The 14396-nt window shown below is 62.5% G+C and carries 14 protein-coding genes; 7 read left to right on the top strand and 7 right to left on the bottom strand.

Annotated elements, in window-relative coordinates; genetic code table 11:
• Window positions 1-28 precede the first annotated feature (28 nt).
• The gene (locus tag ACYP2Q_RS20620) at window positions 29-508 is read right to left on the bottom strand and encodes an Lrp/AsnC family transcriptional regulator (protein WP_007894448.1); all 480 of its coding nucleotides are present in this window, start codon (window positions 506-508) and stop codon (window positions 29-31) included.
• Window positions 509-946: 438 nt separating this feature from the next.
• Here ACYP2Q_RS20620 and ACYP2Q_RS20615 point away from each other — a divergent pair, with 438 nt between their 5' ends.
• The gene (locus ACYP2Q_RS20615; protein ID WP_459732223.1) at window positions 947-1951 is read left to right on the top strand and encodes a DUF6515 family protein; all 1005 of its coding nucleotides are present in this window, start codon (window positions 947-949) and stop codon (window positions 1949-1951) included.
• On the opposite strand, the gene ACYP2Q_RS20610 is transcribed toward ACYP2Q_RS20615, so the two are convergent.
• Window positions 1933-2841, bottom strand: coding sequence for a cation diffusion facilitator family transporter (locus ACYP2Q_RS20610; protein WP_459732222.1), 909 nt, complete (start codon window positions 2839-2841; stop codon window positions 1933-1935). The genes ACYP2Q_RS20615 and ACYP2Q_RS20610 overlap by 19 nt on opposite strands.
• 29 nt (window positions 2842-2870) lie before the next feature.
• Entirely contained in the window at window positions 2871-3290 is a 420-nt protein-coding gene (locus ACYP2Q_RS20605; protein ID WP_459732221.1) for a polyribonucleotide nucleotidyltransferase, read from the bottom strand.
• Window positions 3291-3399: 109 nt separating this feature from the next.
• On the opposite strand from ACYP2Q_RS20605, the gene hrpB reads away from it, so the two are divergent.
• Window positions 3400-5919, top strand: coding sequence for an ATP-dependent helicase HrpB (gene hrpB / locus ACYP2Q_RS20600; protein WP_459732220.1), 2520 nt, complete (start codon window positions 3400-3402; stop codon window positions 5917-5919).
• A gap of 9 nt (window positions 5920-5928) precedes the next feature.
• Here hrpB and ACYP2Q_RS20595 read toward each other — a convergent pair whose 3' ends face one another.
• Window positions 5929-7008 carry an endonuclease/exonuclease/phosphatase family protein gene (locus ACYP2Q_RS20595; RefSeq protein ID WP_459732219.1) on the bottom strand — a complete coding sequence of 360 codons (1080 nt, stop codon included), beginning with the start codon at window positions 7006-7008 and terminating at the stop codon, window positions 5929-5931.
• A 66-nt stretch (window positions 7009-7074) separates the two neighbouring features.
• Complete coding sequence (locus ACYP2Q_RS20590) at window positions 7075-7749, bottom strand: YciC family protein (RefSeq protein WP_459732218.1); 675 nt, start codon at window positions 7747-7749, stop codon at window positions 7075-7077.
• A 178-nt stretch (window positions 7750-7927) separates the two neighbouring features.
• Between ACYP2Q_RS20590 and ACYP2Q_RS20585 the strand changes: the two genes are divergently transcribed.
• The 3 genes from ACYP2Q_RS20585 to ACYP2Q_RS20575 all read left to right on the top strand — a co-directional run bounded on the left by ACYP2Q_RS20585 (window position 7928) and on the right by ACYP2Q_RS20575 (window position 9928).
• Window positions 7928-8692: a DUF2076 domain-containing protein gene (locus ACYP2Q_RS20585; protein ID WP_459732217.1), complete on the top strand. Its 765-nt coding sequence runs from the start codon at window positions 7928-7930 to the stop codon at window positions 8690-8692.
• A 128-nt stretch (window positions 8693-8820) separates the two neighbouring features.
• The gene (locus ACYP2Q_RS20580) at window positions 8821-9300 is read left to right on the top strand and encodes a LabA-like NYN domain-containing protein (RefSeq protein WP_007946629.1); all 480 of its coding nucleotides are present in this window, start codon (window positions 8821-8823) and stop codon (window positions 9298-9300) included.
• 22 nt (window positions 9301-9322) lie between these two features.
• The gene (locus ACYP2Q_RS20575) at window positions 9323-9928 is read left to right on the top strand and encodes a 3'-5' exonuclease (RefSeq protein ID WP_459732216.1); all 606 of its coding nucleotides are present in this window, start codon (window positions 9323-9325) and stop codon (window positions 9926-9928) included.
• Window positions 9929-10057: 129 nt separating this feature from the next.
• Here the strand turns inward: ACYP2Q_RS20575 and ACYP2Q_RS20570 are convergent, their stop codons facing one another.
• Window positions 10058-10516 carry an Lrp/AsnC family transcriptional regulator gene (locus ACYP2Q_RS20570; protein ID WP_459732215.1) on the bottom strand — a complete coding sequence of 153 codons (459 nt, stop codon included), beginning with the start codon at window positions 10514-10516 and terminating at the stop codon, window positions 10058-10060.
• 163 nt (window positions 10517-10679) lie between these two features.
• On the opposite strand from ACYP2Q_RS20570, the gene yedA reads away from it, so the two are divergent.
• Window positions 10680-11609, top strand: a complete 930-nt coding sequence (gene yedA / locus ACYP2Q_RS20565; RefSeq protein ID WP_459732214.1) for a drug/metabolite exporter YedA — start codon at window positions 10680-10682, stop codon at window positions 11607-11609.
• Between the two features lie 64 nt (window positions 11610-11673).
• Window positions 11674-13014: a DEAD/DEAH box helicase gene (locus ACYP2Q_RS20560; RefSeq protein WP_323626400.1), complete on the top strand. Its 1341-nt coding sequence runs from the start codon at window positions 11674-11676 to the stop codon at window positions 13012-13014.
• A gap of 117 nt (window positions 13015-13131) precedes the next feature.
• Here ACYP2Q_RS20560 and ACYP2Q_RS20555 read toward each other — a convergent pair whose 3' ends face one another.
• The gene (locus tag ACYP2Q_RS20555; protein WP_459732213.1) at window positions 13132-14373 is read right to left on the bottom strand and encodes a TIGR03862 family flavoprotein; all 1242 of its coding nucleotides are present in this window, start codon (window positions 14371-14373) and stop codon (window positions 13132-13134) included.
• Between the last annotated feature and the right edge of the window lie 23 nt (window positions 14374-14396).

Raw genomic sequence — 14396 nt, 5'->3', positions numbered from 1 at the left:
AGGAGCTGGCTTGCCAGCGATGGCGTCCTCAGCTACGCAGATGAGTCAGCGGCAATTCAGTGCTGTTCAAAACCTGGTTCAGCACAAAACTCGACCGCACACTGGTCACACCCTCGATCCGCGTCAAATGCCCCAGCAGCAACTTCTGATAATGGTCCATGTCCGGCACCACGACCTTGAGTTGGTAGTCGGCATCCATTCCGGTCACCAGGCTGCATTCCAGCACCTGCGGCAAGGTGCGGATGGCGGCTTCGAAGTTTTCGAAGCGCTCCGGCGTGTGCCGGTCCATGCCGATCAATACGTACGCCGTCAGGCTCAGGCCGAGCATCTTGCGGTCGAGCAGGGCCACCTGGCGGGTGATGTAGCCATCGTCCTCCAGTTGCTTGACCCGCCGTGAGCAGGGTGAAGGCGACAGGCCGATGCGTTCGGCCAGCTCCTGGTTGGAGATGCGCGCGTCGCGCTGCAATTCAGCCAGAATGCTCAGGTCGTATCGGTCGAGTTTGCTCATCAAACGGTCCCTTGTCATAACTATTGCGAGAGATTATCTATCTAGGGTTAAAAATTGCGCAAGTGATGTTTATTTGAGCAATCTTCGCAATCCTCTGCCGGCGCTCCAAGCCTATTCTTATCACCAGAATCACTGCTCGGACAAACAGTCCAATGCGGCCCGCCGAATCAGGCCCGCCGCGGTCGCCACCCCCACAGGGGATGTGCTGGCCCCCGAGCTGCACACTGTCCAGAAGACGGCGTGAGGTGAGCCGACGTCAAAAGCGTCGAGCACGGACGAAGTTCTCAAGGGGAGGCCGACGGGTCTCCCCTTTTTCTTGCGCGCAATTTGCCACACCCGCCCTCAATAAATAAGTTGCGCGACTGATAACCTGTTGCAGAACCGGCCTGTGCATTTCCAGTCTTACGTACAAGCCCTGACCCCCCATCGAGGAAAAGCATGAGATCGCGCATCTGGCGTTTGGCCGGTGTTGGTTTGTTGTGTGCCAGTGTCAGCGCGCAATCGCTGGCCGATCAGCCGCAAAACCGCGGCCCCGATAGCGGGCAACACGGGGACGGTGGGCATCAGGGCAACAATCAGGGCCATGGCGGCAACAACCCGCCGCACCCACAGAATGGCCAGCAACAGAATCAGGACAGCGGCCAGAATCAGAATCCGCACAACAATGGCCAATGGCAGAACCGTCCGGCGCCGGATTACAACAGCCGGGTGCGTTCACCGCCACCACCACCGCAATTGCCGGCCAACGACCTGCCCATCCAGCCTCGACCGGACACGGTACGCCAGACTCAGCCGCCGCGGCGTGGTTACTATCAGGACCAGCCACGGCGCGACGATCCCAACCAGCACTGGAATGGCTACATAGGCGCACCCTCCAATGACAACAACCGCTGGCAGGGGCGCCCCAGTGGCCATGGCAATGGCTGGGGCCCCGGCCCGCAGTATCGGCCAGGGCAGGTGATCGACCGCTTCCCCGACCGTGACTACCGAGTGCCCTATGGCGGCCGGGATTACTACTATTCCGGCGGCTACTGGTATCGCCCGCAAGGCCCGCGTTATGTGGTGGTGCAGCCGCCGCGGGGGATTCGCATCCAGTATCTGCCCGATTACGCCCGTGAAGTCTGGATCGGTGGTTCGATGCTATTCCTGGCGGCCGGGTCCTATTACGCCTATCAGGAGAGCACCCAGGATTACGTGGTGGTCGAGCCGCCCGGCCAACCGCTGGCGACCGGTAATGGCATCGACGTGGAGGCTTATCCCGCCAACGGCCAGTCACCGGAGCAGGTCAACCAGGATGGCTACGATTGCTACCGCTGGGCGGTCGAGCAGAGCGGTTTTGACCCGCGGGTCGATACCTACCAACCGGACCCGACGGTGGTGCAGACCTACCGTCAGGCCCAGGGCGGTTGCCTGAGCAGTCGCGGTTACCGGGTGACGTTCTGAGCCCTGGCGGCTTTGACGACTTCCTGCGGATCGGCGTGCACCAGCACTTCGGCTCGCGGGTAGGCGGCATGAATCGCATCGGCGGCCTGATCGCTGATGCCGTGGGCGACTGACAGGGTCAACTCCCCCGGCAATTCCAGGTGCAACTGCACAAACCACTGGTTGCCGGAGATCCGCGTACGCAAATCATGGGCGCCCAACACCCCAGGCACACTGCAGGCGAGTTCCAGCATGTGCTGGCTGACATCCGGCGGCAGTTCTTCATCCATCAACACCGCAAAGCTTTCCCGGGCGATCGTGATCGCGCTCCAGAGGATGTACGCGGCAATTGCCAGGCCGAACCAGGCGTCGACCTGATGCCAGCCAAAGCCGGCGAGCACCAGCGCCACGAGGATGCTGCCATTGAGCAGCATGTCCGAACGGTAGTGCAGGGAGTCAGCGCGCACGGCATTGGAGCCGGTGGCCTTGACCACTCGATGCTGCAACGTCAGCAGCGCCAGGGTGAGGGCCAGCGAGAACAGGATCACGCCGATGCTGATCCAGGGTGCGCCCACCGGTTCCGGATGCTTGAGCCGGTCAAACGCCTGTAATGCAATCAACACCGCACTGCCGCCAATGAACAGCGCCTGGGCCATGCCGGCCAGTGACTCGGCCTTGCCATGCCCGTAGCGATGATCGTCGTCGGCCGGGCGCAAGGCGTAGTGCACCGCCAGCAGGTTGAGCAGCGAAGTCACGCCGTCGAGTGCCGAGTCGGTCAACCCGGCGAGCATGCTCACCGAACCGCTCAGCCACCAGGCGATGGCTTTGGCGACGATCAGCGTGCAGGCCACCGCCACCGAGGCACGGGTCGCCAGCCGCAGCAGGCGGGCGTGTTCGACGCTTGAGATCATGGGTGCGGATGTTCCTTGTCGTGCCCCGATTACGCGGCGGGTTGCAGGCCGAACATGGCCAGTTGCTGTGCGCTGCCCTTGGACTGGATCAGGCGTGGATCGTCCAGCGGCAGGGTGCGGCCCAGTTCACGCTGCAGAATAGACTGCAACTTGAGGTTATCGACCTTGCCGTCCGCGCCGATGGCATCCTTGAGTTTTTCCGGATCGACCTGGGCAGTCTTGCCGGGTTCGAAGTAGATCGCACCGGTGGCGAAGTCCACGGCAAACGCGATCAGGCCGGGGATGATGTAGAACAGCAGGCCCACGGCATCGAGCACGGCAATGGCCGGGTCGATCTTGCCGTCGATCTGGCCACGGCGATCCGGATAGAAGATCGAACCGCAGGCAGTCACTTGGGTCAGCAAGGTCGCGACCAGAACACCGCCGATCAGGCGAAAGGGAACACGCATATGAAATCTCCTGGGTAATCTCAAAACGAAGCGTCGTCGATAAGAATTAGGACCGCAACGAACGCCAAGCAGTTCGCCGTTATACTCGCCGCTCTGTTTGGGAGCCAGCATGATTTCTTTGCCGATTGATGAAGTTTTACCCGCCCTGCGTGAAGCCCTGGCGACACGCCACGAAGCCGTGCTCGAAGCACCGCCCGGCGCCGGTAAGACCACCCGTGTGCCCCTGGCCTTGCTCGACGAGCCATGGCTGGCCGGGCAGACCATCCTGATGCTCGAACCGCGCCGCCTGGCCGCGCGGGCAGCGGCGGAGCGCCTGGCCAGTGAGCTGGGCGAGAAGGTCGGCGAAACCGTGGGTTATCGCATTCGGCTCGATAGCAAGGTTGGCCCCAACACTCGTATCGAAGTGGTCACCGAAGGTATTCTCACCCGGCGTTTGCAGGACGATCCGGCGCTGGAGGGCGTGGGCCTGTTGATCTTCGACGAGTTCCACGAGCGCAGCCTCGACGCCGATCTGGCGCTGGCCTTGAGCCTCAATGGCCGCGAACTGTTCCGCGACGATCAGCCGCTCAAAATCCTCTTGATGTCGGCCACCCTGGAAGGCGAGCGGCTGGCCGGGTTGCTGGACGACGCGCCGATCCTGCGCAGCGAAGGCCGCATGTACCCGGTGGCGATGCGCTGGGGTCGGCCGTTCCAGGCCGGTGAATTCATCGAACCACGGCTGGTGCAGACCATCCTCGAAGCCCTGAACGATGAAACCGGCAGCGTGCTGGTGTTCCTGCCGGGGCAGGCCGAGATCCGGCGCGTGCATCAACAACTGGCCGATGCGCTGGGCGATAACCCTCAGGTCTTGCTCTGCCCGTTGCACGGTGAACTGGACCTCGCCTCGCAACGGGCGGCGATCGATCCGGCGCCGCCGGGCCAGCGCAAAGTAGTGCTGGCCACCAACATCGCCGAGACCAGCCTGACCATCGACGGCGTACGCGTGGTGATCGATGCCGGGCTGGCGCGGGTGCCACGGTTCGATCCCGGCAGCGGCATGACCCGCCTCGACACCCAGCGAATTTCCAAGGCCAGCGCGACCCAGCGCGCGGGCCGGGCAGGGCGACTGGAGCCGGGGGTGTGCTATCGCTTGTGGTCGCAGGATCAGCACGAACAACTCGCGGCCTACGGCAGTGCGGAAATACTCTCGGCGGATCTCGCCGGGTTGGCGCTGCAGCTGGCGCGTTGGGGCGTGACACCGGGGCAGCTGGTTTGGCTGGATGTGCCGCCGACCGCCGCTTATGCACAAGCCCAGGATTTGCTGGTTCGCCTTGGCGCCCTGGAGGGCGAAGCACTGACCCGTCACGGTCAGGCCATGGCCGAACTGCCGGCGCATCCGCGCATCGCGCACTTGTTGTTGCGAGGGCAGGCGCTCGGCCTGGCCGAAATGGCCTGTGATGTCGCGGCGTTGCTTGGCGAGCGCGATATCTTGCGTGGCGCTGGCGCCGACTTGCACAGTCGCTTGGCGCTGTTGTCCGGCGAACAGCGCGTCGCTCGCGGTGCCCAGGGTGGCGTGCAACGCGCCCGGCAACTGGCGCGGCAATATCGCGGCTATTTGCGCGGCAAGGCGTTGGAACCGGTCAGCGACCTCGACCATCCACGCTGGCTCGGAGCGCTGCTGGCGTTGGCCTATCCCGACCGCGTCGCCCAGCAACGCCGTGCCGGCGGCGCCGAGTATCGCCTGGCCAACGGCCGCGCCGCGCTGTTTGCCGAAGCCGACAGCCTGATGAAGCAGCCGTGGCTGGTGATCGCCGATCTCGGCAGCCGCCAGGGCCAGCGTGAAGAGCGGATTTATCTGGCGGCGGATTTCGATCCGGCGTTGTTCGATTCGGTACTGGCCGAACAGGTGCGTTGCGTCGACCAACTGGACTGGGATGAGCGCGAAGGCGTGCTGCGGGCCGAGCGCCAACGCAAGGTTGGCGAGCTGATTCTTAGCCGCGAACCGTTGACCGGCCTCGATGAAAGCGCCCGCAGCCAGGCATTGGTCAATCTGGTGCGGCGCAAAGGCCTGGAGCTGTTGCCGTGGACCCCGGAGTTGCGCCAGTGGCAGGCACGGGTGGCGTTGTTGCGCCAGCTGGACCTGGGCAGCAAGGGCGAAAGCGATTGGCCGGATGTCAGCGACGCTGCGCTACTGAAAAACCTCGAGCACTGGCTGATGCCGTATCTGGGCAAAGTCTCGCGGCTCAGTCATTTCGCCAATCTCGACCTCTCGAGCATCGTTCACAACCTGTTGCCATGGCCACTGCCGCAACGGCTGGACGAGTTGGCGCCCCATCACTTGAGCGTGCCGTCGGGTTCATCGATTCGGCTGGATTACAGCGAACAGCCGCCGATCCTGGCTGTTCGCTTGCAGGAACTGTTCGGCCTGGCCGAAACCCCGCGCATCGCCGGTGGCCGGCAAGTGGTCAAGCTGCATTTGCTGTCCCCGGCACGGCGGCCGGTGCAGGTGACCCAGGACCTGGCGAATTTCTGGCGCAGCACCTACGCCGAGGTGAAGAAAGACTTGAAGGGACGCTACCCGAAACATTACTGGCCGGACGACCCGCTGGTGGCCGAAGCCACGGCACGGATCAAGCCGCGCAAGCAATAACGCGGTGAGCTACGGCGCAGCGGGCAGCAGGAACCGCGCAATCACCGGCAGGTGATCGGATATGCGCAGCGTATCGTCTTGCCGGACCATCGCCTCGACCCGTTTGATCCGCGGGCTGTAGAACAGATAGTCGACGGTCCGGTCCGGACCGCTCAAACCGGCATCGTTCGGGTAATGGGTCAGCCAGCGCGCGCGGTCGATCCCGCCGGATTCGTTGTTGGTGGGGATCATCGGGTACTTGTCCCACAACAGATGCAGGGCGCTGTCGGCGGAGTAGGGGGTGCGTTGTTCGCTGGGCAGGCGCTGGAATTGCCCCAGCGGCAGCAGGTTGAAGTCACCACCGATCAGCCAGGGCGTGCCGCGGCTTTCGAACTTGTCGAGGACCTTGGCCACGGTCGCGATCTGGGCCTGCAGCGTCTCGTCAGGTTGGCTCGCACGGTCCAGATGGGTGTTGAGGACCGCGAGTTGACCTCCGTCGCTCAAGGGCAGGTACGTCACCAGCAAGGCGTTTTTCGGTTGGAACTGGCGACTGATCGGGTTGGCCGAAGTGAGCGGTAATTGCAGGCGCTCGGCGTGTTCGATCTGATAGCGGCTCAGGGTCGCCAGTTGCCGGCCGACGGCACCGAAAATGTGCGGATTCGGCACGAAGTCAGCCTTCCAGTCGAAGGCATGGGCACTGCAGGGATACAAATCGGCGAGCCGCTCCTGCAGCAGTTTGAGCTGGTTCTGGTAGTCGCTGGCCTTGGCGCCGTCATCGAGCTCCTGCAGCAGCACGACGTCCGGTTGCTCGTCACGAATCACCCGCGCCACTTCATCGAGGCTGAAGGCCATGTCTTCCGGCGTAGGGGAATCGTCGGTGCCGGCGGCCAGGTCATTCCAGAACACATAGCGTTTACCCGCCAGGTACTGGACGTTCCAGGTCATGACCTTCAGTGCCTGACCGGGTGCCAGGGTGGGCGCTTGAGCATTGCAGCTGATCGGCGCCACTTCCCGCGCCTCGGGGCGCCAGGTCAGGCTGTAGACCGTCACGCCGGTCAAGCCGATGACGATCAACAATCCCAGCAAGGTGTAGCGCAGCAGTCGGGTCATGGCTGGGCTTATCGCGTTACGGAAGTTGACCCCGAGCATACCCGACTGACGAGCGGTCGCCCACGGTCAACGTGGACCCTCGATTTTTTCCGGCACTTCACTGATGAGCATGAACAGGCGGAACAGCACCACGCTGGTGAACAGCTGCAGGAAGCTGTGGGCGCTGTCGATCAGCAGTGAGATCACCGGGTTTTGCGGCTCGGGGTACGCCGCCAATGTGGCGCCCTTGAGCAGCCACAACGGCCCCATCACACACAGGATGCACACCAGGATGCGCATGAAATGGCCGCGGGTCAGGCGCAGGCTTTCCTTCATGGCCGCAAGCGGCGCCAGGCCGCGCAGCACCAGGAGGTACTCGCCGAAGGCCAGGGTCACCATCAGCCAGATGCCCGGCAGGAAATACAGCGACAGGCCAAGCAGGATCAGCAGGGTGTTCAGGGCAGTCAACAGGGCGAAACGCGGCCACAGATAGGCGGACCTCGATAGCAGCTCGCGGTTGCTTGGTGATTCGCCGCGGCTGCGGGCGTCGAGGAACAGGATCAGGGCGGCGGTGTACAGCGGATAAACGAGCAAGCCGACGATCACACTGATACCGGGAAAGCTGTCCGGCTCGGTGGAGCGGTCGACCACTTGTTGCAACAGGGCCTCGATGATCACCAGGGGCAGGCATAGCTGCACGATCTGGCCCAGATTGCGTTTGAAGAAATACAAGGAGTCACGCAGTACATCGAACGGATTCATCAGTTGGTATCGCAGGTTGGAAGCAGTGGCCCACTTTAACCGATGATGCGCGGGTCGGCGCAAACGTAAACGTTCGGTAAAAGTCATTGAAACAACTTGTTTCAGCCTCCATTAAGGTCGGGCACCTTATCCTTTGTGGGTAAAGGCAATGATTTCCCCGGCAATCTACGAGGTCGCCATGAACAGCGAAGAACAAACCCTGATCGATGGACTGTTTTCCCGGCTGCAACAGGCCGAAACGGACTCAGCCCCGCGCGACGCCCAGGCCGAGGCGCGGATCAAGGAACACCTGGTGCGCCAACCGGCGGCAGGTTATTTCATGACCCAGGCGATCCTGGTGCAAGAGGCGGCAATCAAGAGCCTCGACGGACAGAACAAGCAACTGACCGCGCAAATCCAGCAATTGCAGGCCGAACTGCAACAGGTCAAGGCGCAAACGTCCGCTGCGGCGCCGAGCAGCGGTGGCTTTTTGTCGAGCATCTTTGGTGGCAGCAGCCGTGATCCGCAGCCTGCGCCCGCGCAACCGGCGGCGTCGAGTGGTGGCGGCTGGCGTGAGCCGGCGCGCCCGTCGTTCAACACGCCGCCGCAGAACTTCGGTGCCGCTCCACAGCAGGGCTATGCACCCCAGCAACAGGCCCCGGCAGCGGCGGGCAGCGGCTTTCTCGGCGGTGCGCTGAAAACGGCGGCCGGTGTCGCGGGTGGCGTGATGCTGGCACAAGGCATCAGCAGCCTGTTCCACCACAATCAGCCGACCCAGGAAATCGTCGAAGTCATCAAGGAAGAACCGGCCCAGGTCAACGACCAGGGCAACAATGGCTGGGGCGATGACCAGCGCTTGGCCGGCAATGATACCAACGGCAACGACCAGGGCGGTTTTGCCGACGCCGACTACAGCGATGACAGCTCATCGTTCTTCGGCGGCGACGACGACTCCTTCGTCTGATACGCCATTCGTCCGGGGCGCTGCGGCGCTCCGGGCCGATTATTCGCGAAACTCACCTTTTGGCTGGCATACTGGGCGACTTTTCGGGCCTGGTGCCTGATCCTGCCTGCGCGTTAATGAGGTGTCCGGTGAAAAAAATCGCAGTGTTCGCCGATGTCCAGAACCTCTACTACACCGTGCGCCAGGCTTATGGTTGCCACTTTAACTATGCCGCGTTGTGGGCTGACATCAGCAAGCAGGGCGAGATCGTCGAGGCCTACGCCTACGCGATCGATCGTGGCGACAGCAAACAGCAGCAGTTCCAGCAGATCCTGCGCAACCTCGGTTTCACCGTGAAGCTCAAGCCCTATATCCAGCGCAGCGACGGCTCGGCCAAGGGCGATTGGGACGTGGGCATCACCCTCGACATCATGGATGCCGCCGACCATGTCGATGAGGTGGTGCTGGCCTCCGGCGACGGTGATTTCGACATGCTGCTGGAACGCATCATCAGCAAACACGGGGTGCAAGCGGTGGCCTACGGGGTGCCGGGCCTGACGGCCAACTCACTGATCCGCGCCGCCAGCCGCTATGTGCCAATCGAAGGCGCGTTGCTGCTCAAGAATTGATTTTTACGGAGTTGAAACAGGTTTGGAACGCATAGCAGTCATCGACTTTGAAACCACCGGCATCTCTCCGAGCAGCAGCTGCCGGGCCACGGAAATTGCCGTGGTGATCCTCGAGCAAGGGCGGATCGTCGAGCGTTACCAGAGCCTGATGAACGCCGGCGTGCGCGTCCCGGGCTTCATCGAACAACTGACCGGTATCAGCAACGCCATGCTGCGCACTGCGCCTTCGGCGGAGCAGGTGATGAACGAGGTCAACGAGTTCGTCGGCACCACGCCGCTGCTGGCGCACAACGCGGCGTTCGACCAGAAATTCTGGGACTTCGAGCTGGGGCGAATCAAGCGCACGCGCTTGCAGAACTTTGCCTGCTCGCTGCTGCTGGCGCGTCGCCTGATGCCCGCGGCACCGAACCACAAGCTCGGCACCCTCACCACCTTCGCCAACCTGCCCCACACCGGCAAGGCCCACCGGGCCATGGCCGACGCCGAGATGGCGGCCAACCTGATGACGCACTTGGCCGGGGAGTTGCGGCACAAACACGGATTGCGCGAGTTGTCCCATGACTTGCTGTGCAAGTTGCAGAAAGTCCCGGCGGCCAAAGTAACCGAGCACCTCCAGCGCTATCGCTGATCCCGAGTCCTGCAAGTAATCCTTGTGGGAGCTAGCCTGCTGGCGATTACGGTGTGTCATTCAACCTCTTGGTTGGCTGATCCACCGCAATCGCCAGCAGGCTGGCTCCCACATTGATATGTGTTGATTTCAGGTTTGTTTGCCATTGCCTTCGATATGCCCCAATGGCACCCGCTTTTCTATCGCACTCGACAACACAATCGACGTCTTGCTGAACCCAAACGTGGCAATCCGGTTGATCAGCTCTTCCAGCTCCGGCATCGACCCCACCGCCGCCTGCATGATCACGCACGGATCGCCGGTGACCCGGTGGCATTCGGTCAGCTGCGGGATTTTGATCAGGTCGTCGTAGGCCTTCTGGTTGCCATGCTGGTTCAGGCGCAATTCGATCACGCACTGGATCGGCAGCCCGAGCTTGGCCATGTCGACTTTCGCCTGGTAACCGGTGATCACGCCGTTGGATTCGAGTTTGGCCACGCGTTCGGCCACGGCCGGGGCGGAGAGATTGACCTTGCGCGCCAGGTCGGCGTAGGACGCGCGACCATTTTCCAACAGAGCGCTGAGCAGCATGCGGTCGTATTTGTCCATGGTCGAACTCCTGAAAATAACGAACTTTCGAAAACACGGTTTATAGCGCTGAACTCCGTGTTTTGAAAAGTGTACCGACGCTTTAAACAGGTTTTGTAACTTATTTTCCCGCTTCAGCCTTTCTAGAATAGCTATTCACTTGTCCTGCCTGTGAGCTGCCCCCATGCCTGGTCTACGTCGTTTTCCCTTACCGTTAATCGCTGCCTTTTTCGCGTTGTACGTGATTTGGGGCTCGACCTACCTGGTGATTCGCATCGGTGTGGAGTACTGGCCACCGTTGCTGCTGGCGGGGATTCGCTTCGTCATCGCCGGGACGCTGATGTATGCCTTCCTGCGCTGGCGCGGGGCGCCGGCGCCGACCTGGGCGCAATGGAAAGCCGCCGGGATCATCGGTGTCTTGCTGCTGGCTTGCGGTAACGGCGGGGTCAGCCTGGCCGAACACACGGGGGTGGCCTCCGGTGTCGCTGCGCTGGCGGTAGCGACGGTGCCGCTGTTCACCTTGCTCTGTGGTTATTTCTGGGGCGCGCGTAATACCCGTCTCGAATGGGCCGGGATTGCGCTCGGAATGATCGGCATTGCCATGCTCAACTTAGGCTCCAACCTGCAATCGAGTCCGCTGGGTGCGGCGTTGCTGATCTTTGCCGCGGCGACCTGGGCGTTCGGCTCGGTGTGGAGCAAGCACTTGCCGTTGCCTCAAGGCGCCATGGCCAGCGCCGTGGAAATGCTGGTGGGCGGCGTGGTGTTGCTGATCGGTAGCGCCGTGAGCGGTGAGCACCTGGAGCAGATCCCGCCCATCGAGGGTTGGGCGGCGCTGGCGTACTTGACCGTGTTCGGTTCGATCATTGCCTTCAACGCCTACATGTACCTGCTCAAGCATGTGCGTCCGGCGGCGGCCACCAGTTATGCCTACGTCAACCCGGCGGTGGCCGTGTTGCTGGGGATCGTGTTTGTCGGCGAAACCATTGGCATCGAGGAAGCGCTGGCCATGTTGGTGATCATCAGTGCCGTGGTGTTGATTGGCCTGCCTCAGTGGCGCCGCACACCGCAGCGGCCAGTGGTCAAGGCAGTGCCGACAGAAACCCGTGTGAATTAGGGTAAACTGCGCGCCATTGCATACTCGTTTGCACAACTGCGCTGAATTTTCCTACGGTACTCCCATGACTTTCGCCACCCTTGGCCTGATCGAACCCTTGCTGCGCTCCCTCGAGACGCTCGGCTACCAGACTCCGACGCCGGTTCAGGCGCAAGCCATTCCGGCGGTGCTGGCCGGTCGCGACCTGATGGCCGCCGCCCAGACCGGCACCGGCAAGACTGCCGGTTTTGCCTTGCCGCTCCTGCAGTTGCTGGCCATGGAAGGGCCGAAAGTCGCCGCTAACTCGGTACGTGCACTGATCCTGGTGCCAACCCGCGAGCTGGCCGAGCAGGTTCACGAAGCTGTGCGCCAATATGCCGAGAACCTGCCGCTGCGTACCTACGCGGTGTACGGCGGCGTCAGCATCAACCCGCAAATGATGAAGCTGCGCAGCGGCGTCGACCTGCTGGTGGCGACGCCGGGGCGTTTGCTCGACCTGTTCCGCCAGAACGCACTGAAGTTCAATCAGCTGCAAACCCTGGTGCTGGACGAGGCCGATCGCATGCTCGACCTGGGTTTCTCCGAGGAGCTGGCGAATATCTACAAGGCGTTGCCGAAGAAGCGCCAGACGTTGCTGTTTTCCGCCACCTTCTCCGACGACATCCGCCTGCTGGCCGGGCAAATGCTCAATGACCCGCTGAGCATCGAAGTCAGCCCGCGCAACGTCGCCGCCAATACGGTCAAGCAATGGATCGTGACGGTGGACAAGAAGCGCAAGCCGGAGCTGTTCGTGCACTTGATGCGCAAGGGCAAGTGGAAGCAGGTGCTGGTGTTCGCCAAGACCCGCAACGGCGTGGACGCGCTGGTGGAAAAACTCCAGGGCCTGGGCATCAACGCCGATGGCATCCACGGCGACAAGCCCCAGGCGACCCGTCAGCGCGCGCTGGATCGTTTCAAGCTCAGTGAAGTGCAGATCCTCGTTGCCACCGACGTCGCGGCCCGGGGCCTGGATATTGAAGACCTGCCATTGGTGGTCAATTTCGATTTGCCGATCGTGGCCGAGGATTATATCCACCGCATCGGTCGTACCGGGCGCGCGGGGGCGACCGGCGAGGCGATTTCCCTGGTGTGCGCCGATGAAGTGAACCTGCTGTCGGCCATCGAGATGTTGACCCGCCAGACGCTCAAGCGTCAGAACGAGCCGGACTTCGAGCCTGAACACCGCGTGCCGGACACCGATGCCAGCGGCCAGGTGGTCAAGAAGCCGAAGAAGCCGAAGAAACCCAAGGCTTCGGGCGGTGGCGGTGGCAAGCGCAATCTGGGCAAGTGGGTGGACAGCGGGGAAGTTGCACCAGCGGAGCCTTCGATCAAGCCTGTGCGCAAGGTGCCGGTGTTCAACACTGGGCCGCGTAAGCGTAAGCCTTGATTAACGGCGGCGTCTGTTAGGCCCCCATCGCCAGCAGGCTGGCTCCCACAGGTTTTTTGTGAGCGACACAAATCCCCTGTGGGAGCCAGCCTGCTGGCGATGGGAGCGGCGCTGTCTTCAGCCCGTGCGCTGCAACCACTCAACCATTCCAAGTCCCGCCGCTCGCCCACTGGCAAAACACGCGGTCAGCAAATAGCCGCCGGTTGGCGCTTCCCAATCCAGCATCTCGCCCGCGCAAAACACGCCAGGCATTTGCTTGAGCATCAATCGCTCATCCATCGCCTCGAACAACACACCGCCAGCGCTGCTGATGGCTTCATCCAGCGGTCGGGTTTTCACCAGCGTCATGGGCAACGCCTTGATCGCCTTGGCCAGCAATGCCATGTCGGTGAAGGTGTCGGCAGATGTCAGCTCGCGCAATAGCGCCGCTTTCACCCCATCGATTCCTAACTGGCTGTGAAGATGCTTGGCCATCGAGCGTGAGCCGCGCGGCTTGCTCAAGGCCGCCTGGATTTTATCCACAGGTCGGCCGGGCAGAAGATCGAGGTGAATGGTCGCTGAACCGTGCTGGTTGATCGCTTCACGGATCGGAGCCGACAAGGCATAGATCAGGCTGCCTTCGATCCCCGTGGCAGTGATCACACATTCACCGAGCCTCGGCACGTCGTCGTTGAGGCCGATGGCGATGTTTTTCAGCGGGGCGCCGGCGAATTTGCTGATCATCAAATCGCTCCAGGCCTGCACCTCGAAGCCGCAATTACTCGGTTGCAGTGGCGCGAGTCCTACACTCTTTTGTTCCAGTGGCAGCATCCACGCGCCGTCCGAACCCAGGCGTGACCAACTGCCGCCGCCGAGGGCCAGCAGGGTGGCATCGGCCTGGACGGTTTTTTCGCCTTCCGGGCTGTCGATGCGCAATCCTCCAGGCTCGCCCCAGCCCAACCAGCGGTGGCGGGTGTGGATAACCACGCCACTGTCGCGCAGGCGCTTGAGCCAGGCGCGCAGCAGGGGCGCGGCCTTCATGTCGGTGGGAAAGACCCGCCCGGAGCTGCCGACAAAGGTGTCGATGCCCAGCTCATTTATCCACTGGCATAGCGCATCGGCACCGAAGGCCCGCAACAGCGGCGCAATCTGCGGTGCCCGTTCCGCATAACGCGCGAGGAACGCCGGGTAGGCCTCGGAGTGGGTGATGTTCATGCCGCCGACGCCGGCCAGGAGGAACTTTCGCCCCACTGAAGGCATGCCGTCGTACAGGTCGACCTTGATCCCGGCCTGGCTCAATACTTCAGCCGCCATCAAGCCGGCGGGGCCGCCGCCGATGATGGCGACAGTAGAAGGGGAGGAGGCGGAGTGCTGGGTCATGGCGTGCGCTGTGGTTCTGCGAA

It is taken from the genome of Pseudomonas sp. MHK4 (genome assembly GCF_054600775.1).
Note: the sequence above shows the minus strand (reverse complement) of the source record. Positions and strands in the feature narration are given on the sequence as shown.